At 73.7% G+C, this 24607-nt stretch carries 17 protein-coding genes; 13 read left to right on the forward strand and 4 right to left on the reverse strand.

From position 1 onward, the window contains the following. Positions 1 to 105: 105 nt before the first annotated feature. Positions 106 to 852 carry a hypothetical protein gene (locus ACH4LD_RS22610; RefSeq protein WP_398058754.1) on the reverse strand — a complete coding sequence of 249 codons (747 nt, stop codon included), beginning with the start codon at positions 850 to 852 and terminating at the stop codon, positions 106 to 108. A 109-nt stretch (positions 853 to 961) separates the two neighbouring features. Between ACH4LD_RS22610 and ggt the strand changes: the two genes are divergently transcribed. Continuing rightward, on the forward strand, positions 962 to 2767 hold the full coding sequence (gene ggt / locus ACH4LD_RS22615; RefSeq protein ID WP_398058752.1) for a gamma-glutamyltransferase: 1806 nt from the start codon (positions 962 to 964) through the stop codon (positions 2765 to 2767). Between the two features lie 203 nt (positions 2768 to 2970). Here the strand turns inward: ggt and ACH4LD_RS22620 are convergent, their stop codons facing one another. Beyond that, complete coding sequence (locus tag ACH4LD_RS22620; protein ID WP_132783404.1) at positions 2971 to 5520, reverse strand: ATP-dependent Clp protease ATP-binding subunit; 2550 nt, start codon at positions 5518 to 5520, stop codon at positions 2971 to 2973. A 571-nt stretch (positions 5521 to 6091) separates the two neighbouring features. Between ACH4LD_RS22620 and ACH4LD_RS22625 the strand changes: the two genes are divergently transcribed. The 9 genes from ACH4LD_RS22625 to ACH4LD_RS22665 all read left to right on the forward strand — a co-directional run bounded on the left by ACH4LD_RS22625 (position 6092) and on the right by ACH4LD_RS22665 (position 17248). Then, positions 6092 to 6343, forward strand: a complete 252-nt coding sequence (locus ACH4LD_RS22625) for a helix-turn-helix transcriptional regulator (RefSeq protein WP_132782816.1) — start codon at positions 6092 to 6094, stop codon at positions 6341 to 6343. Between the two features lie 151 nt (positions 6344 to 6494). After that, the gene (locus ACH4LD_RS22630; protein WP_398058751.1) at positions 6495 to 8162 is read left to right on the forward strand and encodes a hypothetical protein; all 1668 of its coding nucleotides are present in this window, start codon (positions 6495 to 6497) and stop codon (positions 8160 to 8162) included. Positions 8163 to 8368: 206 nt separating this feature from the next. Then, positions 8369 to 9211, forward strand: coding sequence for a nitrilase-related carbon-nitrogen hydrolase (locus ACH4LD_RS22635; protein WP_103813467.1), 843 nt, complete (start codon positions 8369 to 8371; stop codon positions 9209 to 9211). Beyond that, positions 9208 to 10491, forward strand: coding sequence for an aspartate aminotransferase family protein (locus ACH4LD_RS22640; protein WP_398058750.1), 1284 nt, complete (start codon positions 9208 to 9210; stop codon positions 10489 to 10491). Before ACH4LD_RS22635 ends, ACH4LD_RS22640 begins: the two co-directional genes overlap by 4 nt. 17 nt (positions 10492 to 10508) lie before the next feature. After that, positions 10509 to 12074: a PucR family transcriptional regulator gene (locus ACH4LD_RS22645; RefSeq protein ID WP_132782814.1), complete on the forward strand. Its 1566-nt coding sequence runs from the start codon at positions 10509 to 10511 to the stop codon at positions 12072 to 12074. Between the two features lie 155 nt (positions 12075 to 12229). After that, entirely contained in the window at positions 12230 to 13072 is an 843-nt protein-coding gene (locus ACH4LD_RS22650; protein ID WP_132782813.1) for a nitrilase-related carbon-nitrogen hydrolase, read from the forward strand. Between the two features lie 103 nt (positions 13073 to 13175). Continuing rightward, positions 13176 to 14570, forward strand: a complete 1395-nt coding sequence (gene hydA / locus ACH4LD_RS22655; protein ID WP_398058749.1) for a dihydropyrimidinase — start codon at positions 13176 to 13178, stop codon at positions 14568 to 14570. A 12-nt stretch (positions 14571 to 14582) separates the two neighbouring features. Then, positions 14583 to 15602, forward strand: coding sequence for a TIGR03842 family LLM class F420-dependent oxidoreductase (locus ACH4LD_RS22660; protein ID WP_132782811.1), 1020 nt, complete (start codon positions 14583 to 14585; stop codon positions 15600 to 15602). 122 nt (positions 15603 to 15724) lie between these two features. Beyond that, on the forward strand, positions 15725 to 17248 hold the full coding sequence (locus ACH4LD_RS22665) for an NCS1 family nucleobase:cation symporter-1 (RefSeq protein ID WP_398058748.1): 1524 nt from the start codon (positions 15725 to 15727) through the stop codon (positions 17246 to 17248). Positions 17249 to 17279: 31 nt separating this feature from the next. Here ACH4LD_RS22665 and ACH4LD_RS22670 read toward each other — a convergent pair whose 3' ends face one another. Together ACH4LD_RS22670 and ACH4LD_RS22675 are read right to left on the reverse strand one after the other, a co-directional pair. Next, the gene (locus ACH4LD_RS22670) at positions 17280 to 17933 is read right to left on the reverse strand and encodes a hypothetical protein (RefSeq protein WP_398058747.1); all 654 of its coding nucleotides are present in this window, start codon (positions 17931 to 17933) and stop codon (positions 17280 to 17282) included. After that, positions 17930 to 18301, reverse strand: coding sequence for a hypothetical protein (locus ACH4LD_RS22675; RefSeq protein WP_398058746.1), 372 nt, complete (start codon positions 18299 to 18301; stop codon positions 17930 to 17932). Before ACH4LD_RS22675 ends, ACH4LD_RS22670 begins: the two co-directional genes overlap by 4 nt. 146 nt (positions 18302 to 18447) lie before the next feature. Between ACH4LD_RS22675 and ACH4LD_RS22680 the strand changes: the two genes are divergently transcribed. The 3 genes from ACH4LD_RS22680 to ACH4LD_RS22690 are packed head-to-tail and all read left to right on the forward strand — an operon-like array spanning position 18448 to position 24397. Beyond that, positions 18448 to 23073: a CHAT domain-containing protein gene (locus tag ACH4LD_RS22680; RefSeq protein WP_398106184.1), complete on the forward strand. Its 4626-nt coding sequence runs from the start codon at positions 18448 to 18450 to the stop codon at positions 23071 to 23073. Next, positions 23070 to 23747, forward strand: a complete 678-nt coding sequence (locus tag ACH4LD_RS22685) for a hypothetical protein (RefSeq protein WP_398058743.1) — start codon at positions 23070 to 23072, stop codon at positions 23745 to 23747. Before ACH4LD_RS22680 ends, ACH4LD_RS22685 begins: the two co-directional genes overlap by 4 nt. Beyond that, positions 23747 to 24397 (forward strand): RES family NAD+ phosphorylase, encoded by a 651-nt coding sequence (locus ACH4LD_RS22690; RefSeq protein WP_398058742.1) that lies wholly within the window; start codon positions 23747 to 23749, stop codon positions 24395 to 24397. Before ACH4LD_RS22685 ends, ACH4LD_RS22690 begins: the two co-directional genes overlap by 1 nt. Positions 24398 to 24607 lie beyond the last annotated feature (210 nt).

Genomic DNA, 24607 nt, shown 5'->3' on the forward strand with positions numbered 1-24607 from the left:
TCACTCCTTCACTCGTGTCCGTGCAAAGTGACCCGACGGTAACCGCGCGCCCTTACCGCAAGTAACCCGTCGGTAAGTTACGTGCGGGTAAAGATTGTTGAAGCGTCACTCGGCGGTGGTGGGGGCGGCGGGCTCCGGCAGCGGTGTCCGCGCCGCGCGCGTCACGTCCGCGACCAGCTCGACCACATCCGGGCCGTACGCCTGGGAGTTGACCACCTTCAGCAGCAACACGAAGGAGCCGCCGTACTTGCGGGCCAGCCGCTCGTGGTGGCGGGCGAGATAGCGGGTCGCCGCCTGGTTGGTGATCGCCCGCTGACCGCAGAAGAGGAACACCGGACGGGTGTCCCGGCCCCCGTCCGCGGTGAGCCGGGCGAGCAGCACGTACTCGCTGCGGCCGCCGTCCATGCGGTACTCCTCGCCGCCGATCCGGAAGGCGCCGACGTCCGGGCCCGTCGCGGCCTCCGCGTTCATCCGCACCCCCGGCAGCAGGGAGGACAGGTGGGCCTCCATCCGGCGGTTGGAGGCGGGACCACCGAGGCAGAACTCCGTGCGCTCGCCGAACCCCTGCTGGGCGGCGTCGTGCGCCACCACCCGCGCGTGCGCGTTGCAGTCCTTGATGAGGGCGGACAGTTCCAGCAGGGCGAACACGTCGTGCCGCATCACCGACAGCTCCGGCCCGCCCGCGTTGCGGTTGACCACCAGCAGCGACTCGGCGTGGTCCGGCAGCCCGAAGAAGGCCTGCTTGCGGCGCAGCCGGCGCTTCCACAGGTACGTCCGGGCGACCCAGCCCAGCGCGGCCGAGACACCCGCGGCTATCACCCCGAGGACGATGTTGCGCACGTCGTCGTTCATGGCCGCGCATGGTAGCGGGCCCGGACGACGGCCACGGCGCGCAGGCGTACTGTCGGTAGTACCGGTCATCCGGTTACGCTGCGCGGACTTGTCCCGACGGGAGGTACGGATGGGTCGTCGTCCAGGCACGCGGAAACTGGCGGTTCTGGCGGTCTCGGCCGCCGTGGTGTCGGTGGGGGCGGCGGCGCCACCCGGTGCGACGGCGAACAGGACGCCGGCGAAGGTCCCCGTGGCCGTCGGCTACGGCGGCGCCGTCGCCAGCGTCGACGCCGACGCCTCCGCCGCCGGCATCGAAGTGCTCAAGCACGGCGGCAACGCGGTGGACGCGGCCGTCGCCACCGCCGCCGCGCTCGGCGTCACCGAGCCCTACTCGGCCGGCATCGGCGGAGGCGGCTACTTCGTCTACTACGACGCCAAGTCCCGCACGGTGCACACCGTCGACGGGCGCGAGACCGCGCCGCTGAGCGCCGACGCCGACCTGTTCACGGAGAACGGCAAACCGCTCGCCTTCGCCGACGCCGTCAGCAGCGGGCTGAGCGTCGGCACCCCGGGCACGCCCGCCACCTGGCAGAAGGCGCTGGACCAGTGGGGCAGCAAGCGGCTCGGCACGCTGCTGAAGCCCGCCGAGCGGCTGGCCCGCGACGGCTTCACCGTCGACGACACGTTCCGCGCGCAGACCGCGTCCAACGAGACCCGGTTCCGCTACTTCCCGGACACCGCCAAGCTGTTCCTGCCGAACGGCCGGCTGCCCGTCGTCGGCTCCACGTTCAAGAACCCCGAACTCGCCCGCACCTACGAGCAACTGGGCCGGCAGGGCATCGCCGCGGTCTACCGCGGCGACATCGGCGACGACATCGTCAAGACGGTCGAACACCCGCCCGTGGACCCCGCCTCCGGCTGGAACGCCCGCCCCGGCAAGCTGGCCGAGAAGGACTTCGCCGTCTACCGCGCCAAGCTCCAGGCGCCCACCAGGACGTCGTACCGCGGCCTGAACGTGTACTCCATCGCGCCCTCCTCCTCCGGCGGCACCACGGTCGGCGAGGCGCTCAACATCCTGGAGAACACCGACCTGTCCAAGGCGAGCGAGGTGCAGTACCTGCACCACTTCATCGAGGCCAGCCGGATCGCCTTCGCCGACCGCGGGCGCTGGGTCGGCGACCCGGCCTTCGAGAACGTGCCGACGAAGGAGCTGCTGTCCCAGCGGTACGCCGACTCCCGCGCCTGCCTGATCAAGGACGACGCGGTCCTCACCAGCCCGCTCCCGCCCGGCGACCCCCGGCACCCGGCGCCCTGCGGCCAGGGCGGTACGGCGGCCCCGACGACGTACGAGGGGGAGAACACCACCCACCTCACCGTGGCCGACAAGTGGGGCAACGTCGTCGCCTACACGCTCACCATCGAGCAGACCGGCGGCAGCGGCATCACCGTCCCGGGCCGGGGCTTCCTGCTCAACAACGAGCTGACCGACTTCTCCTTCGCCCCGGCCAACCCGGCCGTGCACGACCCGAACCTGCCCGGCCCGGGCAAGCGCCCGCGCTCCTCGATCTCCCCGACGATCGTCCTTGACCAGCACAACAGGCCGGTCGTGGCGCTCGGTTCACCCGGCGGCGCGACCATCGTCACCACCGTGCTGCAGACGCTCACCGGGTTCCTCGACCGGAAACTGCCCCTGGTCGACGCGATCGCCGCACCCCGCGCCAGCCAGCGCAACGCCGCCCGGACCGAGCTGGAACCCGGGCTGTACGACAGCGACCTGCGCAAGCAACTGGAGGCCATCGGGCACTCCTTCAGCCTCAACCCGGAGATCGGTGCGGCCACGGGCGTGCAGCGGCTGCCGGACGGCAAGTGGCTGGCCGCCGCCGAGAAGGTACGGCGCGGCGGCGGCTCGGCGATGGTGGTGGACCCGACGCGCTGAGGGCCGGTGCGGCGCGCTGGAGAGCGTCGCACGGGGGTTGGTGGGCGGATCGGGTCAGCGCACCGGACCCCGGCCGACAGCCCGCCCTGGCACAACACCAGCCGGCCGGGGCCCGCTCGCCGGGCAGCGGTGCGTCGGCGGCCGGGGCCGCGACGCGTCGGTGGCCCCGGCCGACAGCCGCGGAGTGGTCCCCGGCCGTCGGGTCAGAGTTCGGGCGCGGGCGGCCGGTCCGCTTCCGTGCGGAAGTCCAGCCGCCCGTCCCGCGCGTCCACCGTCACCCGGCTGCCCTCGGAGATCGTGCCGTCGAGCAGCAGCCGGGACAGCTGGTTGTCCACCTCCCGCTGGATCGTGCGGCGCAGCGGCCGGGCGCCGTACTCCGGCTGGTAGCCGCGCTCGGCGAGCCAGTCGACGGCCGCGCTCGTGAACTCGACCGAGACGCCCTGCCCGTCCAGCAGCCGCCGGGTGGTCTCCAGCAGCAGATCGGTGATCTGCCGCAGCTGCTCGCCCGTCAACTGCCGGAACACCACGATCTCGTCGATCCGGTTCAGGAACTCCGGCCGGAAGTGCTCGCGCAGCGGCCGCAGGATCTGCTCGCGCCGCGCCTCCTCGTCGGCCTCCGCGCCACCCGGCCCGAACCCGATCCCGGCACCGCGCCGGGTGATCGCCTCCGAGCCCAGGTTGCTGGTCATCACGATGACCGTGTTGGTGAAGTCCACGGTCCGGCCCTGCGAGTCGGTGAGCCGGCCGTCGTCGAGCACCTGGAGCAGGATGTTGAAGACGTCCGGGTGCGCTTTCTCCACCTCGTCGAGCAGCAGCAGCGAGTACGGGTGCCGGCGCACCACCTCGGTGAGCTGACCGGCCTCCTCGTGGCCGACGTACCCGGGCGGGGCGCCCACCAGCCGGGAGACGGTGTGCCGCTCCTGGTACTCGCTCATGTCCAGCCGGACCATCCGGTCCTCGCTGCCGAACAGCGCCTCCGCCAGCGCCCGCGCCAGCTCCGTCTTGCCGACACCGGTCGGGCCGAGGAAGAGGAAGCTGCCGATGGGCCGGTTCGGGCTGGACAGCCCCGCGCGGGAGCGCAGCACCGCCTCGGACACCACGGCGACCGCCTCCTCCTGGCCCACCACCCGCTGGTGCAGGTGTTGCTCCAGGCCGAGCAGCCGCTCCTTCTCCTCCTGGGTCAGCCGGCTGACCGGGATGCCGGTCTGCCGGGACACCACCTCGGCGATGGCCTCCGCCGTCACCTCCAGGTCCAGGCCCTCGTCGGCCCTGTCGCCGCCGGACACCTGGTCGATCCGCTGCTTCAGCTCACCGATGCGGTCGCGAAGCTGCTTCGCCTGCTCGTAGTCCTCGTCCGCGACCGCCTGGTCCTTGTCCCGGACCAGCTGCTCGATCTCGCGCTCCATCGCGCGCACGTCCGTGCCCTTGGTCCGGGCACCGAGCCGGACCCGCGCGCCCGCCTGGTCGATCAGGTCGATCGCCTTGTCCGGCAGCCGCCGGTCGGTGAGGTACCGGTCCGACAGCTCCACGGCGGCGACCAGCGCCTCGTCGGAGTAGCGGACCTGGTGGTGGGCCTCGTACCGGTCCCGCAGCCCGCGCAGGATCTCGATCGTGTCCTCGGCCGTCGGCTCGGGCACCAGCACCGGCTGGAAGCGGCGGGCCAGCGCCGCGTCCTTCTCGATCCGGCGGAACTCCTCCAGCGTCGTCGCGCCCACGATGTGCAGCTCGCCGCGGGCCAGCGCCGGCTTGAGGATGTTCCCGGCGTCCAGCGTGCCGCCCTCGCCGCCGGAGCCCGCGCCCACCACGGTGTGCAGCTCGTCGATGAACACGATCAGCCGGTCGGAGTGGGCGCGGATCTCCTCCACGATGTTGTTGAGGCGCTCCTCGAAGTCGCCCCGGTAGCGGGTGCCGGCCACCACCCCGGTGAGGTCCAGGGCGACCACCCGGCGTCCCGCCAGCACGTCCGGGACCTCCCCGTCCGCGATCCGCTGGGCCAGGCCCTCCACGATCGCCGTCTTGCCGACGCCCGCGTCACCGATCAGCACCGGGTTGTTCTTGCCGCGCCGCGACAGCACCTCGATGGTCTGCTCGATCTCCGTCTCCCGGCCGATGACCGGGTCGATCCGGCCCTGCCGGGCCATGTCGGTCAGATCACGGCCGTACTTGTCCAGGGTCGGCGTGCCGGTGGGCCGCTGGCGCTGCCGCTCCGGGCGGGGCGGCGCGCTCTCCGGGGCCTCGGGCGGCAGGCCGCCCGCCGAGAACCGGGCCGCGTGCAGGATGTGCCCGGCCGCCGAGTCCGGATTCGCGGCCAGCGCGCTCAGCACGTGCTCCGGGCCGATGTACCCGGCGCCGCTGGCCCGCGCCATGTCGTGCGCGTCCAGCAGGGCGCGCTTGACGGCCGGGGTCAACGACAGCGAGGTCGGCGGCGGTGCCTCGCCCGGCGGGTGCTGCACGGGGCCCGCCCGGTCGTCGATCTCGTGCGCGAGCGAGTCCGGGTCCGCGCCCGCCCGGCTCAGCAGGCTCCGGGTGGGCTCCGACGACACGGCCGCGCGCAGCAGGTGCTGGGTGTCCAGATCCCGGCTGCCGTGCTCGGCCGCGTACTGGGCGGCTCCTCTGACCAGCTCCCGGGCCGGCTGGCTGAGCAGACGGCCGATGTCGATGTGGCGGGGCCCGGGGGCACCGGCACCGCCCGTGCCGCCGAAGAAGCGGGCCAGGAATTCACCGAAGGGGTCAGGAGGGTAGCCGTTGGTCATCGCGTGGGTTCCTTCGCTGACGACATGCGGAGCGGCCGGGTAACCCGGGGGCGGGTTGCTCATGCCCACGATGACACGATCCGTGGGGGTGGGCATGTTCGCCCAGTGGGGTGGGTGCCGGTCCGGCACGGCGGCCGCGCGAGCGTCGTGCCGGCCGGCACCCACGCGGCGGGGCCGCATGCCGTGCACGGCCCCGCGCCCCTCCGGTGACTTCCCGTGCCGTCACGCCGCGGGGGCCGTTCTCCGTGACCGCCGCCGCGTGCCCGACGGGGGCCGCGCGGGAGCCTCGTCCGTGCGGGGCGTCCAGCCGCCGGCCGCCGCGGGAGGCTGTGGCCGGGCGGCCCTCGCTCGGGGCCTCGGGGTCCTCGTGCGTACGGCGGCCCACCGTGAAGCTGATCGCCGAGTCGCCGGCCCGGAGCGGGTCGCGGTCGCGGAGCCGGTACCGGGTGGGATGCCATGGCCGTCCGGTACCAGCGGGGAGACGCCGGTGTGCGCTCCCGCTCCACCGTGCCAATTATTATACCGGTATTTGAATGGGGAGATGGTCTGCGGTGGTATTAGAATGGGCCGCATGGTGCGCACCCCCCTCACCCCCGAAGAGCGTGAACGCGGCGAGCGGCTCGGGCAGTTGCTGCGGGCGGCGCGCGGCGACCGGAGCATGGTCGACGTCGCCGCCGAGGCGGGTGTGTCGGCCGAGACGCTGCGCAAGATCGAGACGGGGCGGGCGCCGACACCGACGTTCTTCACCGTGGCCGCACTGGCGCGCGTCCTCGGCCTGTCCATGGACGACCTGGTCGCCCGGTGTGCCCTGGTGGCCGTCTGAGGGGCCCGTACGACGGGGTCGGACGCGCAACGGTCAAGATCCCGCAATGAGCGGTCCGCGTGCTGCCGGAAAACTCTCCGTAGCAAGCCCGCAACACGACTGGTGTTGCCTACCCGGACGAAAGTGCCGGCGGTCGGGCGGGAGCTGGACGATGGCTGTGGATCAAGTCTCCGGTCAGGTAGGGGAGTTCACGAGGTACCTGGACGCTCTGCTGGTGCGCCTCGATCCGCGCGGCGGCTGGAACGGGGTCTTCTGGCAGCGGGACCCCGAGGGCATGCGCGCCTGCCTGGACGGACGGGAAGTCCCGCCATGGGACGTGGTGGAGGCGCTGCTGGAGGACCTCGGCGCGCTGTACGGACCCGCCGCCGCGGGGGCCGAGCGGGAACGGGCCCGCGCGCTGCACGCCGCCGCGGTCACCGCGTACGACGCCCGGCCCGGCGCCCGGGACGCCCTGGCCGACCGGCTCGACGTCATGCTCCGCGAGCAGCGGTACGCCGCGGAACGCCATGCCGGACTGAGCCGCCGGCTGTCCACGCCGGTCCCCGGGGACCAGGCCGACGCCCTGCGACTCGACCTCGCCTGGGCCCACGACGACCACACCCGCGCCACGTCCCGCTGCGCGGAACTCCGCGCCCGCCTGGAGGTACTGGACCGGCGCACGGGCTCCGGGGGAGGGAACGCGGCCGGGGGCTTGCGGGCGGGTGGGGAGCCGGGTGCCGGGTGGGGCGTGGGTCGTCCTCACGTCGCCGCCCCTGAGGTCGGGACCCCTGACGTCGCCGCCTCTGACGTCGCCGCCTCTGACGTCGGCACCCCTGACGTCGCCGCCCCTCACGTCGCCGTCCGTCCTTCCCGCGCCGTTCCGCCCGCGGCTCCCCGCCCCCGGGCCGCAGGGGTCCCCGAGGAGGCCCGCCACGGCGTCGTACCGCCCGCTGCGGCCTCCCGGACGCCCGCTCCTCACGTGCCCCCTTCACCGGCCGCCGGCGCCGGTGCCGAAGACCGAGGTTCCTCCCTGCCGGGTGCCTCGGCGCTCGTCTCGCCCGGCGCCGGCCCCTCGCACACCCCCACCCCGGGCGGCCCCGTCCCTCCACCCCCCGAACCCCGCAAACGCCGCCGTGGCAGTGCCCGGTTCGCCGGGGTCGTCGAGGTCGAGGAGGCCGCGCCCGTCGTCGTACCGCAGGCTTCCGGGGGTGTCGGGGCGGACGGTGGGCCGCGGTCACCGCGGGGGGCCCGGTTCGCCGGGGCCGGGGAGGTGGTGCAGCCGTCGGTGCCGGACGGCGCGGTCGTGGACGAGGGGGCCCGGGAGGCCGTCGACGGGGTCGTCGGGCGGCTGGCGCGGTTGCGGGGCGAGGGGCGGAGCGGTGAGGCGCACGTGGTGCTGGTCGAGGCCGCGCGGTGGCCCGTGGGCCGGCTGCCGCTGCTCGCGGACGCCCTGCACCGGGCCGGGCTCGGCGCCGACTGGACCACGCTGCTGTGGGAGGCCGCCACGCTGCCCGCCGAGCGGCTGGTCGCCGCCGCCGACGCGCTCACCGCGGCCGGCCGGGACGGCGACGGCCGGCAACTGCTGCGGCAGGGCGTGGCCCGGCCGGCGGAGCAGATCGGCGCGGCCGTGCTGCGGCTGGAGGACGAGGGCGGACGGCGTGAGGCGCGGGCCCTGCTCGACGCCCACGTGCGCGTCCGCACCGCCGAGGAGGCCGCCCGGTGTGTCGCCGCCGACCCCGGGCGACTGGTGCCGCTGCTGCTGGAGGCCGCGCTCGGCGTCTCCGACGAACGGCACTGGGACCTCGTGCACGCGCTGCGTGTCGCCGGGCACAGCGCGTGACGGGTCCGGGTGGGTAGTGTCCTGGTGTGTCACGATCCGCGCCCTCGGGCCGGGCCGACGGCTCACCCGCAGGGGTGCGAATCGAGATCGACTCAGCGGGTTGACGGCGATGGTCTTGGCAAGGGCCGCGCGGAGGCTTACTTTCGACCCTCTACGGCCTGCTCTACGGGCGTAGAGGCTCTGACGTCGTGTCGAAGGAGCAGCTCATGACCAACGTCGTCCGCGCCGCTCTGGTCCAGGCCACCTGGACCGGCGACACCGAGTCCATGGTCGCGAAGCACGAGGAGCACGCCCGCGAGGCGGCCCGCCGGGGCGCGCGGGTCATCGGGTTCCAGGAAGTCTTCAACGCCCCCTACTTCTGCCAGGTCCAGGAGCCGGAGCACTACCGCTGGGCCGAGCCCGTGCCCGACGGCCCGACCGTGCGCCGGATGCGGGAGCTGGCGCGCGAGACCGGCATGGTGATCGTCGTCCCGGTCTTCGAGGTCGAGCAGTCCGGCTTCTACTACAACACCGCCGCCGTGATCGACGCCGACGGCACCTACCTCGGCAAGTACCGCAAGCACCACATCCCGCAGGTGAAGGGCTTCTGGGAGAAGTACTACTTCAAGCCCGGCAACCTGGGCTGGCCCGTCTTCGACACCGCCGTCGGCAAGGTCGGCGTCTACATCTGCTACGACCGCCACTTCCCGGAGGGCTGGCGGCAACTCGGGCTCAACGGTGCCCAGTTGGTCTACAACCCGTCCGCCACCCACCGGGGCCTGTCCGCCTACCTGTGGCAGCTGGAGCAGCCCGCCGCGGCCGTCGCCAACGAGTACTTCATCGCCGCCATCAACCGGGTCGGGCAGGAGGAGTACGGCGACAACGACTTCTACGGGACGTCGTACTTCGTCGATCCGCGCGGCCGGTTCGTGGGTGAGGTCGCGAGCGACAAGAGCGAGGAACTCCTCGTGCGCGACCTGGACTTCGACCTCATCGAGGAAGTACGGCGGCAGTGGGCCTTCTACCGCGACCGCCGTCCCGACGCCTACGAAGGGCTGGTGCAGCCGTGAACGACCTCTACTCCCGCCACCGCAGGGTGCTGCCCGACTGGCTCGCCCTCTACTACGACGACCCGATCGAGATCAGCCACGGCGAGGGGCGCCACGTCTGGGACACCGCCGGCCGGCGGTACCTGGACTTCTTCGGCGGCATCCTCACCACGCTGACCGCGCACGCGCTGCCCGAGGTGACCAAGGCGGTCAGCGAGCAGGCCGGCCGGATCATCCACTCCTCCACCCTCTACCTCAACCGGCCGATGGTGGAACTCGCCGAGCGGGTCGCCCAGGTGAGCGGCATCCCGGACGCCCGGGTGTTCTTCACGACCTCCGGCACCGAGGCCAACGACACCGCCCTGCTGCTCGCCACCACCTACCGGCGCAGCAACACCGTCCTCGCCATGCGGAACAGCTACCACGGCCGGTCCTTCAGCGCGATCGGCGTCACCGGCAACCGCGGCTGGTCCCCGACCTCCCTCTCCCCGCTCCAGACGCTGTACGTCCACGGCGGCGTACGGACCCGGGGGCCGTTCGCCCACCTCGACGACCGCGCCTTCATCGACGCCTGTGTCGACGACCTGAAGGACGTCCTCGGCCACACCCGGCCGCCGGCCGCGCTGATCGCCGAACCCGTCCAGGGCGTCGGCGGGTTCACCTCCCCGCCGGACAGCCTCTACGCCGCCTTCCGGGAGGTGCTGAAGGAGCACGGCGTCCTGTGGATCGCCGACGAGGTGCAGACCGGCTGGGGCCGCACCGGCGACCACTTCTGGGGCTGGCAGGCGCACGCCCGCAGCGGCCCGCCGGACATCGTCACCTTCGCCAAGGGGATCGGCAACGGCATGTCCATCGGCGGGGTCATCGCCCGCTCCGAGATCATGAACTGCCTGGACGCCAACAGCATCTCCACCTTCGGCGGCACCCAGATCACCATGGCCGCCGGCCTCGCCAACCTCACCTATCTGCTCGAACACGACCTCCAGGGCAACGCCCGGCGCGTCGGCGGCCTGCTCATCGAGCGGCTGCGCTCGGTCGGCGCGCAGCTGCCCGGCGTGCGGGAGGTGCGCGGACGCGGGCTGATGATCGGCGTCGAGCTGGTCCGGCCGGGCACGGACGAGGCCGACCCGCAGGCCGTCGCGGCGGTGCTGGAGGCGGCCCGGGAGGGCGGGCTGCTCCTCGGCAAGGGCGGTGGGCACAACACCAGCGCCCTGCGGATCAGTCCGCCGCTGTCGCTGACCGTCGCCGAGGCCGAGGAGGGCGCGGCGATCCTGGAACAGGCACTGAGGAGCACGTACTAGAGAACAGGTGTACCGCCATGAGCATCACCTCGGAGTCCCGGCACGTGCTGGAACCCGCCCTCTCCGTGCGCCAGGTGCTGACCCTGGAGCGCGTGCTCGCCGGGGAGCCCGAGGTGGTGGCCGGCGCCGCACAGCTCGACCGGCCGGTGCGCTGGGTGCACGTCGCCGAGGCCGCTGACGTCGGTGTCATGCTCAGCGGCGGGGAGATGGTCCTCACCACCGGTGTGCTGCTCGCCGGGGACGAGGCCCGGCAGGCCGAGTACGTCCGGTCCCTGCACCGGGCGGAGGCGGCGGCCGTCGTCCTCGGTCTCGGCCGGGCCTTCCCCGCGCCGCCCGAGGTGATGCGCCGGGCCGCCGAGCGGTGCGGGCTGCCCATGGTCGTACTGCACCGGCCGTTCCCCTTCGCCGAGCTCACGGAGGAGGTGCAGTCCCGGCTCGTGCGGCGGAAGTTCGCCGCGATCAGCCTGTCGGAGAGCGTACGCACCGCCCTCACCGGGCTGATCACGGCCGGCGCGCCGCTGCAACGGCTGCTCGACGAGGTCGCCCGGCACGGCGGCTGCCCGGTCGTCGTCACCAACCTCGCCCACCGCGTGCTCGGCACGGCGGGGGAGCGGTCCGCGGTGGACGACGTCCTGCGCGACTGGGAGCGGATCGCCCGGCAGGCCGGCGGCAGCGCCGGCGACGGCTGGATCCGCGCCGAGCTGGGCGGACGCGGGGAGCGGTGGGGCCGGCTGCTGCTCTGCGGCTACCGGGGCGACGCGGCCACCGGGCGGCTGCTCGCGGACCGGGCCGCCGAGGCCCTGGTGCTGCACCGGATGCTCGGCGGCTCCTCCGCGCACAGCTGGGAGGAGCAGTCCGCGCAGAGCCTGCTGACCGACCTCGTCTCCGGGGTCGTACCGGCCCGGCAGCTCCTGCCGCGGGCCCGGGCGGCCGGGCTGCCGGTCAACCGGCGGACCTTCGTCCCGCTCGTCGTCCAGGGCCGCACCCCCGACCAACTCGACCGCGTACTGCGCCTGCTGGGGCTGCCCGGCCTCGTGGCCGAGCTCGCCGCCGGCACCGCCACCGTGCTGCTCAGCCTCGCCCGCGACCAGGACGCCGAGGCCCTCACCCTCCACTTCGCGACCCGGCTGCGCGCGGCGTCCCCGGCCGTGGTCGCCGCCGCCGGTCCCCGCACCGCGTGGGACGACGTGCCCGCCGGGCTGCGCGAGGCCCGGCACGTCGCCGACGCCGTCGCCGGCTCCTCGGCCGCCCTCGACCTGCCGGCCGTCGTCCGCCTCAAGGACGTCCATCTGCGCGGGCTGATCCGCCTGCTGCGCGACGACCCACAGGTGCAGTCCTTCGCCGAGCGCGAGCTGGACGGGCTGCTGTGCGACGCCGAACCGGAACTGCTGAACGTCCTGCGGACCTATCTCGCGACGGGCCGCAACAAGTCCCGCACCGCCCAGCTCCACCACGTCTCCCGGCCGGCCCTCTACCGCCGCCTGGAGGCCATACAGACCCGCCTCGGCGTCGACCTGGACGACTTCGAACAGGCGGCCTCCGTGCACATCGCGCTCCTCGCGCATGACGCGCAACAGGGGTGAAACATGCGACGACCTGCGACAACGGCGGTGAAACATGGGCCCGCGCACACGTGACACGGTGGCACGCCGACCACCCGTGGACGTGACACGCTGCCCGTCGAACCGGCCGTCCGGGCTTCCTACGCTCACCGCACACCGAGCTACCGGAGGTCCCGATGAGCCGAGTGATCCGTGCCGCCCTCTTCCAGACCGCCTGGACCGGCGACAAGGAGTCCATGATCCAGGTGCACGAGCAGGCGGCCCGCGACGCCGCCGCGCAGGGCGCCCAAGTCCTCTGCTTCCAGGAGCTGTTCTACGGCCCCTACTTCTGCCAGGTCCAGGACAAGGCGTTCTACGAGTACGCCGAACGGATCCCCGAGGGCCCGACCGTACAGCGCTTCCAGGCCCTCGCCCGCGAGCTGGGCATCGTCCTGGTCCTGCCCATGTACGAGGAGGAACAGCCGGGCGTCCTGTACAACACGGCCGCCGTGATCGACGCGGACGGCTCCTACCTCGGCAAGTACCGCAAGACCCACATCCCGCAAGTCCAGGGCTTCTGGGAGAAGTTCTACTTCCGCCCCGGCAACAGCGGCTGGCCCGTCTTCGACACCGCCGCCGGCCGGATCGGCGTGTACATCTGCTACGACCGCCACTTCCCGGAGGGCTGGCGGGCGCTCGGCCTCGCCGGCGCCGAGATCGTCTTCAACCCGTCGGCCACCTCGCGCGGCCTGTCCCGCTACCTCTGGCAGCTGGAGCAGCCGGCGGCGGCCGTAGCCAACGAGTACTTCGTCGGCGCGATCAACCGGGTCGGCGTGGAGGACCTGGGCGACAACGACTTCTACGGCACCACCTACTTCGTGGACCCGGAGGCCCAGTTCGTCGGCGAGGTCGCGAGCGACAAGGAGACCGAACTCGTCGTCCGCGACCTGGACCTGGCCAAGCTCCGCGAGGTCCGCGACCGCTGGCAGTTCTACCGGGACCGGGCGCCGGGGGCGTACGACCCGCTGACGGCGCCGTGAGGCACGCCCGGGGCGCGGGGCCGTACATCCGGCATGCGGCTCCGCCGCGTGGGCGCGACCAGCCACAGACGACCCGCAGACGGCCACGAGAGAGAGGCACCCCATGACCACGCGCACCGTCATCCGCGGTGGCCTAGTCATCACCGCGTCCGACGAGATCCACGCCGACGTCCTCATCGAGGACTCCCGCATCGCCGCGCTCGCCACGCCCGGCTCACAGAACTGGAGCGCGGACCGCACGATCGACGCCACCGGGAAGTACGTCATCCCGGGCGGCGTCGACGCCCACACCCACATGGAGCTGCCGTTCGGCGGCACCTTCGCCTCCGACACCTTCGAGACCGGCACCCGGGCCGCCGCCTGGGGCGGTACGACGACGATCGTGGACTTCGCGGTGCAGAGCGTCGGCCACACCCTGCGCGAGGGCCTGGACACCTGGCACGCCAAGGCCGAGGGCAACTGCGCGATCGACTACGCCTTCCACATGATCGTCTCCGATGTGAACCCCGAGACGCTCAAGGAGATGGACCTGCTGGTCGAGGAGGGGGTCACCAGCTTCAAGCAGTTCATGGCCTACCCCGGGGTCTTCTACTCCGACGACGGGCAGATCCTGCGCGCCATGCAGCGCTCCGCCGACAACGGCGGGCTGATCATGATGCACGCCGAGAACGGCATCGCCATCGACGTGCTGGTCGAGCAGGCGCTCGCCCGGGGCGAGACCGATCCCCGCTACCACGGCGAGGTGCGCAAGGCCCTGCTGGAGGCGGAGGCCACCCACCGGGCCATCAAGCTCGCCCAGGTGGCCGGCGCGCCCCTGTACGTCGTGCACGTCTCCGCCATGGAGGCCGTGGCCGAACTGGCGCGGGCCCGCGACGAGGGGCTGAACGTCTTCGGCGAGACCTGCCCGCAGTACCTGTTCCTGTCCACCGACAACCTGGCCGAGCCGGACTTCGAGGGCGCCAAGTACGTGTGCAGCACGCCCCTCAGGCCGAAGGAGCACCAGGCCAGGCTGTGGCAGGGCCTGCGGACCAACGACCTCCAGGTCGTCTCCACCGACCACTGCCCCTTCTGCTTCACCGGCCAGAAGGAACTGGGCCGCGGTGACTTCTCCAAGATCCCCAACGGGCTGCCGGGCGTGGAGAACCGCATGGACCTGCTCCACCAGGCGGTCGTGGACGGGCACATCTCCCGCCGCCGCTGGATCGAGATCGCCTGCGCCGCCCCGGCCCGGATGTTCGGCCTGTACCCGAAGAAGGGAACCATCACCCCGGGCGCCGACGCGGACGTCGTCGTCTACGACCCGCACGCCGAACAGGTGATGTCCGCCGAGACCCACCACATGAACGTCGACTACTCGGCGTACGAGGGCAAGCGCGTCACCGGCCGCGTCGAGACGGTCCTGTCGCGCGGCGAACTCGTCATCGACCAGCGGGAGTACACCGGACGCGCCGGGCACGGCGTCTTCACCCCGCGCTCCACCTGTCAGTACCTCACCTAGGAGTGGCGCCCCATGGACTTCGGACTCGTCCTCCAGACCGACCCGCCCGCCTCCCGGGTGGTCAGCCTGATGAAACGGGCGGAACGCAACGGCTTCCGCTACGGCTGGACCTTCGACTCCGCCGTGCTCTGGCAGGAACCGTTCGTGATCTACAGCCAGATCCTGGCGAACACCCAGAAGCTCACGGTCGGCCCGATGGTCACCAACCCGGGCACTCGCACCTGGGAGGTCACCGCCTCCACGTTCGCCACCCTCAACGACATGTTCGGCAACCGCACCGTCTGCGGCATCGGCCGCGGCGACTCCGCGATGCGCGTCGCGGGCCGCAGACCCAACACGCTCGCCCGGATCAGCGAGGCCATGAAGGTGATCCGCGCCCTCGGCCGGGGCGAGGAGGCCGACCTCGGCGGCACCAAGATCCGCTTCCCGTGGATCAAGGAGGGCGCCGAACTCCCGGTCTGGATGGCCGCGTACGGACCGAAGGCACTGAAGATGACCGGCGAGGAGGCGGACGGCTTCATCCTCCAGCTCGCCGACCTGTACCTGACCGAGTACATGGTGAAGGCCGTCAAGGACGCGGCGGCCGAGGCCGGCCGTGACCCGTCCGAGGTGACGATCTGTGTCGCCGCCCCCGCCTACGTCACCGAGGACGACTCGCCCGAGGCCCTGGCGCACGCCCGCGACCAGTGCCGCTGGTTCGGCGGCATGGTCGGCAACCACGTCGCCGACCTGGTCGCCCGGTACGGCGAGCACTCCGCGCAGGTCCCCGCGGAACTCACCGACTACATCAGGGCCCGGCAGGGCTACGACTACGCCCACCACGGCCGCAGCGACAACCCGGACACCGCGTTCGTGCCCGACGAGATCGTGGACCGGTTCTGCGTCATCGGCCCGGTCGGGAAGCACATCGAGAAGCTGACCGCGCTGCGCGCCCTGGGTGTCGACCAGTTCGCGGTGTACGACATGCACGACGCGCAGGAAGCCACCATCGAGGCCTACGGCCGGCACGTCATCCCCGCCGTCAACTCCTGACCCCCGTCCACGCCCACCGAGTCCCCCCACGCCCCTCTTGGTCTCCCCTCCCCGCCGCCTGGGGGGAGGGGGCTGGTGCCCGCACGGCCATCCCGATCCGCCTCTCCCCGATTGGCCAGCCCATGACCGACACCGCTCCCACGGCCAGACCGATATCCGGCCAGGTCACCCTCCCCGACGGGCGCGTGGAACTCGCCCCCGGCACCCCGCCGCCCAGCGGCCCCTACGCCAACCAGGACCTGCTCCCGGTCCCCGTCGCCGGGCGCACGTGGACGACGTACAACTTCTCCGCCCTGTGGGTCGGCATGGCCCACAACACCGCCTCCTGGACCCTCGCCTCCGGCCTGATCGCGGTGGGCATGGACTGGAAGCAGGCGGTGTTCACCATCGCCCTCGCCAACCTGATCGTGCTGGTGCCGATGCTGCTCACCGGGCACGCGGGCCCCAAGTACGGCATCCCCTTCCCCGTCTTCGCCCGCGCGTCCTTCGGCGTGCGCGGCGCCAACCTGCCCGCCGTCGTAAGGGCACTGGTGGCGTGCGGCTGGTTCGGCATCCAGACCTGGATCGGCGGCGAGGCGATCTACTTCCTCGCCGGGAAGCTGATCGGCGACGGCTGGAAGAACGCCGGGCACATCGGCGGCCACGCCTGGACGATGTGGCTGTCCTTCGCGATCTTCTGGGCGATCCAGGTGGCCATCATCCACCGAGGCATGGAGACCATCCGCCGCTTCGAGAACTGGGCCGCGCCCTTCGTCCTGGTCGGCGCGTTCGTGATGCTGTGGTGGATGAGCAGCAAGGCCGGCGGCGTCGGGCCGCTCTTCGACCAGCCGTCCAGGCTCGGCTGGGGCGGCGACTTCTGGAAGCTGTTCTGGCCCTCCCTCATGGGCATGATCGGCTTCTGGTCGACGCTGTCGCTCAACATCCCCGACTTCACCCGCTACGGCAGGAGCCAGCGCTCGCAGACCTGGGGCCAGGCCCTCGGCCTGCCGACCACGATGACCCTGTTCGCGTTCCTGTCCGTGCTGGTCACCTCCGGCTCGCAGGCCGTGTACGGCGAACCCGTCTGGGACCCGGTGCAGTTGGCGGCGAAGACGGACAACGTGGCCGGTCTGCTGTACGCGCTCGTGACCGTCCTGGTGGCCACGCTGTCGGTGAACATCGCCGCCAACCTGGTCTCCCCGGCCTTCGACTTCTCCAACGTCGCGCCCCGGAAGGTGAGTTTCCGCACCGGCGCCCTGATCACCGCCGTCCTCGCCGTGCTGATCTTCCCCTGGAAGCTGTACTCCGACCCCCGGGGCTACATCTTCACCTGGCTCGGCCTGGTCGGCGGCCTGCTCGGCACGGTCGCCGGCATCCTCGTCGCCGACTACTGGCTGCTGCGCCGCACCCGCCTGGACCTCGGCGACCTCTACCGCCCGGGCGGCCGGTACTGGTACGCGGCCGGCTGGAACTGGCGGGCGGTCGTCGCCTTCCTGGCGGGCGGTGTCCTCGCGATCGGCGGCGCGAGCCTCAAGCCCCTGACCGACGGCCGCCCGATCCCCGCCCTGGCGCCCCTCGCGGACTACGGCTGGGCGGTGGGCCTCGGTACCTCCCTGGTGCTGTACCTGGCCCTCACCCTGGCCTCGGGGCGGCGCGCCGACGGCTGAGCGGACCGGCGCCGTCAGGGGACCGGCGCCATCAAGGGGGCGCGGCGCCCGGGCAGTCGTCGACCGCGGTCACGGCCTCGGCCCGGGCCAGCCGCACCGCGACCTCACCGGTGTCCGTCCTGACCAGCAGCACTCCGGCCTCCGTGCGCCCCGGCTTCCCGCACACCACCCCCGACGGGGTGCGCACCAGGATGCGGGGGCCGTCCTTCTCGGGGCCGTACCAGGTCAGCGCCACCGCCGTGACGAGCAGCGCCCCGCAGCAGATCGTCAGCGCCACCCCGCGGGTGAGGGCCCGTACCGTGCGGCGGGTCTCCATGTGATCGCCCAGGTGCAGCGCGGTGGCCGTGGCGGGCACCCCGGTGGGCAGCCGGACCCCGGTGGGCGCGCCGTGCGCCGCCCGGAGCAGCAGCAGCGCGCCCAGCGTGCCGCACACCAGGCACAGCAGCAGCGCGCCGCCCACCAGGGCGTCGTACGGGGAGGCCAGTTTCCCCACGTCGGTACGGCCCTTGACCAGGCCGAAGCCGAGCAGCCCGGCGAAGAGGGCCGCGAGCCCGTTGCGCCAGGCGAGCGCCGCCTCCCGGGCCCGGGACAGCTCACCGGCGAGCAACTCCCGGGCCTGCCGGGCCGCCTGGCGGTCGGCGGGGGTCCCGGGCGGGCCCGGCCGGACCCGCGGGTCAGGGGTCACCCCCGCTCCACGACGACGTTCCAGTAGGCGCCGCACCCCGTCTCCTCGGCCGGCCGGCCCGGATGCTCGGCCTCGCACGCGCAGAGCACCGGCACGTGCGCCGGGCGGGGCCCGCGGCGCGGCGAACGGAACACCCGGTCCGTGTGCGTGTAGGTGAACGCGCAGCCGCACCGGGGGCAGCGGCCGTACAGGACGACCACGCCGGCGTCCGCCGCCTCGACCCGCAGACCGGCCGTGTAACGGGCCGCGTAGTCCCCGTGGGTCGTCTCCACGTACGGCGCCGGTGTGCCCGGCCCCGGTCCGGAGTTCGCCACCGTGTTCCCCCCTCCGCCACCCGTGCGGCCGTCCTCGACCGGCAACCCCAGCATGCCCACTCCGTCCCTCCCGTGCCACGGCGGATCGGGCGGAAACCGGCCGGGAGCCGGGCGTTGTCCGGCAGGATGCCGGTCAGGAGCGCCGGACCCGGCTGCCGCGGCCCGGGAACGGGCACCATGGCGGCGGGAGGGGAGGACGCATGACTGAAGCCGGGGCCGCACCCGTGGCCGACCGCGCCACCGCCGCGCTGGCCCGCGCGGACGGATTCTCCGTACCGCTCGAACCGAAGGTGTACCAGGGGATACGAGGACCTGAGCTCGACGCGCTCACGGACGAACTCGCTTTGCTGCTCGAACACTTGGGGCGAGCGGAGACTGACGGGACGACGGCCGCGGCGGTGGCGGCACGGCTCGGCCGGTGCCACGCCGTACGGTTCGTCCTGTACGGCACCCCGGTCGACCGGGAGCGGGCGCTGCCCCTGCTGGAGCGGTCCCTCGGCTCGCCCCTGCTCGGGGAGGCGGACCGGGACGCCGCGTACCGGGACCTCGTGGCGCTGGTCGGGTCGCGGCTGGTGCGGCTCAGCCCCGAGGTCATGGCCGTGTCTCCCGGCGACTGGACCGTCGACCGGCTCATGTCCCTGGCCGCGGCCGGCACCCCGCTCGCCCAGGGCGGTTCGGGGGTGGTGGAGGACAGCGCGCTGCTCGTCCGGCTGCTGCTGGAACGCGAGCACCCGCGGATGGAGCCCCAGCTCCGCCAGAACCTCCGCACCTTCGGTGAGATGACCGACGCGCTGCTGTCCGGTGACACCGCCACGCTCGTCCGCGGGGGCCGGCGGATCCTCGACACCATGACGGAGCAGACGCTGCCGTCGTCACTGGGCACCATACTGTCGCTGATGCTCGGCCAGCTGGAGCGGGGGCCGTCCGACGAGACCGGCGAGGCACCGGCCGACGGCTCCTCCGGCTCGTCCGGCGAGGCCCGGCACCTCCTGAGCCAGTTGCTGGCCCTTGCCGAGGTCATGTCGCCCGGGACCATGGCTCCGCAGCACCTCTCCGGACTCCTCGCCGAACTGACCGGAGACCGGGCGGCCACCGCGACGGAGCACGGACCGGCACCCCTGCCGTCCCGGATGGTCGCCGCGCTCGTCCACGTCGCCCTCGCCACCCGCACCGGCGACATGGAGGGCTTCCGCACGGCGCTCCGGCTGATGCACGAGGCCTCGGCCGACGGCGAGCTCGACAGCCGCTCCCAGGACGAATGGCTCCGTACCGTCCTGCCCGGAGTACTCCTCGGCGCCGCCCTCACCGGCGGCAGCCTCCAGGACGAGGACATGGCCCGGGAACTGCTGGAGGCACAGCGGTGGGACGACGACCCCACGAGCGACCTCGCCGCCAGCCTGCGTCTGTGCGCGGAGGCCGTCCGGCTCCACGGGCGGGTGACGTCCGCCCTGGACCGGGGTGACGTCGAGGGGGTCGAGGACGCCATCGACGCGCTGTGCGAACTGGAACTGGACGAGACCTACGACGGTGCCGAGGAATGGACCGGCGCGCTGACCGGCTTCGTCCTCGGCATGGCCTACCTCACCCGCGTCGTGCTCGTGCCGTCCGCGGAGGACCGCACCGCACATCTGCGCGCGGCCGTGCACCACCTCCAGCGGGCCGTGGAGACGTCCGTGGACATGCCCGTCCTGCGCAGCCTCCTCGACATCACCTGGGCCCCGCTGATCACCCTGACGGCGATCGTCGAGTCGGACCCGGGTCGCATCGCCGAGGGCGTCCAGCGCGCTCGGGCCGCCCTGGGCGCCACCGGATTCACCTCCGACTTCCGGCCCCGGGCCCGCGGCGGCATCGCGATCGCCCTGGACACCCTGCACCTCCTCACCGGGGACGCCGGCGCCCTCGACGAGGCGATCGACGAACTGACCCAGGCGCTGACGGAACTCCCCGACGGCGGCCCGGGCGCCGCGGGCCTCACCTGGGACCTGGCGGAGCTGCACGCGAAGCGGGCGAGGTTGCGGCCGGAGGTGCGGGCGGGTGTGACCGGCGCGGCCGGCGCGGCCGGCGCCGCCGGTGCGGTCCGGGCGGGGGCGGCCGGTGTCGACGGCGGCCTGGGGGCGGGTGGGGCCGGTGTCGACGGTGGCCTGGGGGTGCGTGGTGCCGGTGCTGACGGCGCGCTGCGAGCGGGTGGTGCCGGTGCTGACCCTGCTCTCCCGGTAGGGGTGGCCGGTGTCGACGGTGATCTGCGGGCAGGCGGGTCCGGTGCCGACGGCGATCTGCGGATCGCCGTCGGTCTCGCCCGCAGGTCACTGCGGCTGTCCGCCGACGATGTTCTGCTCCAGCAGGGCGTGGGGGGGGGGGGGGGGCCGGCGCGCCCCCCCCCCCCCCCCCCCGCCCCCCCCCCCCGGGGGGGGGGGGGGGGCCCCCGGCCCCCCCCCGGGGCCGCGCCGGGTCGGGGGGGGGGCGGCCCGCGCGGCTGGGGGCCCCCCGGGGGGCGGCCCGGCGGGGCCGGCGCCCCCGCCCCCCCCCCCCCCGACCGGGGCCGCCGAGCGGCCTTCTGGGCGCTGCGCGCCGGACTCACCGAGGAGGCCATCGCGTGCCTGGAGGCGGGCCGCTCCCTGGTACTCGGCGCGGCGGCCGTCTCGGCGGGCGTCGCCGACCGGCTGGCGGCCCTCGGAGAGACGGAACTGGCCGACCGCTGGCGCGAGGCCACGGCCCAGCCCTCCTGGGAACGGACCGACGACCGTTCCCTGCTGGAGCTTTCGGCCGCGGTGGGCACGGAGGCCGGCGGCGCGGTGCGGGGGCGTTCCCCGGCGAAGACGTTCGCTGACGGGGGTGGGGACGCGGGCGGTGAGTCTCGGGACCACTCCTCGTCGGGGATGGGTGCCGACGGGGGTCCGGGTGGCCCCGGTGAGTCGCTGGGGAGTTGCTCGGCGGCGATGTGCGGCGACGGTGGTCCGGGGGCTGCCGGTGACGTGCGGGGCTGTTCCTCTGCGGAGTCGGGTACCGACGGTGGTCCGGGCGTTGCCGGTGACGTGCGGGGGCGTTCCCCGGTGGGGGCGGTCGCCGACCGGGGTCCGGGTGCGCCCGGTGAGCCGCGGGGGCGCTCCCCGTTGGAGATCCTCGCCGCGGTGGGCTCGGGCCATCCCGGTCTGCCCGGTGACCTGCGGCGCCGCTCGCTGGAGTTGCTGCGGAGGCAGGGCGGGGCCGATGTGGAGCCGGTGGTCCCGTCCGTGCACGATCTGCGCGCCGGGCTGCGGGCGACGGGGGCGGACGCGCTGCTGTACCTGGTGCCCGGCCTGGACGATTCCGACGGTGCGGTCCTGGTGGTCCCCGCCGACGGCCCCGTCACCGCGCTGCCCCTCCCGGGCCTCACCCCCGACGGCCGCGAGCCGGTCGCGCGGTACCTGGCGGCCGGCGCCGACCGCCAGCGCCTGGAGGCCGCCGACGAGGACACCGTCAACCCCCGGGAGAAGGAGCGCGCCGAACGCCGCTGGCTGCGGGCCCTGGACGACCTGTGCGTCTGGGCCGGCGGCGTACTCGGCCCCGCCCTGGACCACCTGGCACTGTGGGACCGGGCCCTTGCGGAGGCAGGGTTGGCCGGGGCGGCGGCCGATGGCGGCGGTTCCGGTGCGGCCGCGGTCCCGGCGGATGCCACCGCTGCCGGTGCCGTGCCTGCTTCGACCGGTGAGGCCGGCCCTGCTCCGGCCGACTCCCCGGCGGAGGCGGAAGGTTCAGCCGGTACGGCCGGTTCGGGCACGGGCAACGATGCCGGGGGCGCGGTCGGTTCCCGGACGGTCGGCTCCCCGCCGGATGCCACCGCGTCCGGCACCCCTGGTACCCCAGCCGACGCGGCCCCTCCCGAAGCCCTTCACCCCGAAGCCGCCGACCCCCGCCCCGCCCCACCCCCCGCCGTGAGGCTCGTCATCGTGCCCTGCGGGGAGTCGGGTGTCGTGCCCTGGCAGGCGGGTGTTCTGGACGTGCCCGGTGTGGCGCGGGACGTGCGGGCCTGTGAGGTCGGTGTGCTCACGTACGCCGCCTCCGGACGGGAGTTCCTGCGGGCCGCGGCCCGTCGACGGATGGCGCTCGGTGAGCGGCCGGCCCTGGTGTTCCACGCCGTGGACGATCTGGAGTGGGCCGAGGAGGAGATCGAGACCCTCGCCGGCGTGCACTATCCCGGCGCCCTGGTCCACCATCCCGACCACGACCCCGCCACCCCGGAGACCGTCCTGGCCCTGCTCGGCGGCCGGGCCACCGCCCCCGCCTCCCTGGTGCACCTGGCCTGTCACGGGCTCGCCGGGCCGGACCCCACCCGCTCGGCGCTGTACCTGGCGGCACCGAGTGAGGCGGGCGAGCCGTCCGGCGGCGGGGAGCTCACGCTCAGCACGCTGCTGGAGACGCCCGCCGAAGGCGACGCCTTCCGCGCGGTCGGCCCCCTCGTCGTGTGCGGCGGCTGCGAGACCGACCTCACCACCCGTGACCACGACGAGGCCCTGACCGTGACCTCGGTCCTGGTGCACCGGCTGGCCACCGACGCCATCGGCTCCCGCTGGAAGGTCGACGACATGCGGTCCGAACTGCTCATGCTCGTCCTGCACGACGCGCTCGCCCGGGGCCTGGCCCCGCCGGACGCGCTGCGCGCCGCCCAGCGCTGGATGCTCACCCCGCCCGGCGAGCGCCCGCCCGTTCCGGCGCTGCACGGCCTCTCGGCCCCCCGGCGGCTCGCGGAGGACTTCCGCGACCGGCCCGACACCTGGGCGGCCTTCGTCCACCACGGCAACCCGGCACCGGCGGCTCACGCCCGGCGGCAGGAAGGAGAGCGCGTATGACGTCGGAGGAACTGCTCGGGCTCCTGGAGAGCCACTGGACCACGGTCGTCACGGAGTTGGGCGACGACGACCTCGGGCAGGTGTCCGGCGCCCTGCGGGAGATGCGTGAGGAGACCGCCGCCGGCAATCCCGCGGCCGTCGCCCGCACCGTCCGCCGGCTGAAGCGCACCCTGTCCGCGCTGCCGCCCGACCACCCCGTGGCCCGGGCGCTCGGCGGCCACCGCTACGCGGCCGGCACCCGCGAACTGCCCAGTCTCACCACGATCGACGCGGTGATCGACGTCCTCGGCACCCCACCGCCCGACCCCGCCGAACTGCTGCGCTCGGCCCGCCGCCGGCTCCTCGACGCCCCCGCGCTGACCGAGGCCGAGCACGCGGCCCTGACCGCCACCCCGCCCGCAGGCCCCGACCGCCCCGCCGAGCTGATCCGGCTCCGCGACCCGGACCGCGGCCTCCGCTACCCCCGTTTCCAGTTCAGGCCCGGCACCGCCGAACCGCTGCCGGTCGTCCGCCGGATCAACGTACTGCTCCGCGCGGACCGCGACCCCTGGGGAGCCGCCGACTGGTGGCTGGGCGGCAACCGGTGGCTGGGCGGCGTCCCGGCGGAACTGCTCGGCGTCCTGCCGGACGACGCGCTGGAACGCGCCGCCGCCGAGCTGGTGGGGGCGTACTGATGGCAGGTCAGCTTCCCCCCGAGGGCGTCGCGATGAGGCCGCTGCGCCACACCCTGACGGCGGGCACGGTGCTGTGGCGGTGCCACGAGGAGCGGTTCGGGGCCGGCGAGTTCAACCCGAACGTCGCCCACGAGTTCTTCAAGGGCAGCCGCTTCGACCCCACCGACAAGGACCCCTACCCCTACCTCTACGCGGCCCTCGATCCGGTCACCGCCCTGTCCGAAGTCCTGCTGAGGTCGGTCGAGTTCGGTGACGACGGGGTGCGCCAGATCCCCTGGGCACAGGCCTCCCGGTACGTCCTCTCGGCGGTCCGCACCACGGCGGACCTCTCCCTGGTCGACCTCACGACCGCCGAGGGGCTGGCCGCCGTCTGGCAGGACGACTGGCTGATCGACACCGAGGAGTACGCCGGGACCCGGTACTGGGTGCGGGTGATCCGCGAACGCTGCGACGACGTCCAGGGCCTGTGGTGGACGTCCAAGCGCTGCCGGCCGCGCCCCGCGCTCCAGCTGTTCCAGGACCGCTGCCCGGACCCGCCCCTCGACCCACGCCCGCGGGAGCGCCTGCGGCTGGCCTCGACGGACGACGTACGCAAGGTCAACCGGCTGCTGGCGCCGCTGCACGCCGTCGTCTCCGCCACGGAGGACTGAGGGCCGGGGGACTGAGCGCCGGAGGATTGAGGGCCGGGGGATTGAGCGCGGGAGGACTGAGCGCCGGGGGATTGAGGGCCGGGGGATTGAGCGCGGGAGGATTGAGGGCCGGGGGATTGAGCGCCGAGGGACTGAGGGCCGGGGGATTGAGGGCCGGGGGATTGAGCGCGGGAGGATTGAGGGCCGGGGGATTGAGCGCGGGAGGATTGA

Source organism: Streptomyces sp. NPDC017676, from assembly GCF_044329325.1.
Classification (GTDB): domain Bacteria; phylum Actinomycetota; class Actinomycetes; order Streptomycetales; family Streptomycetaceae; genus Streptomyces.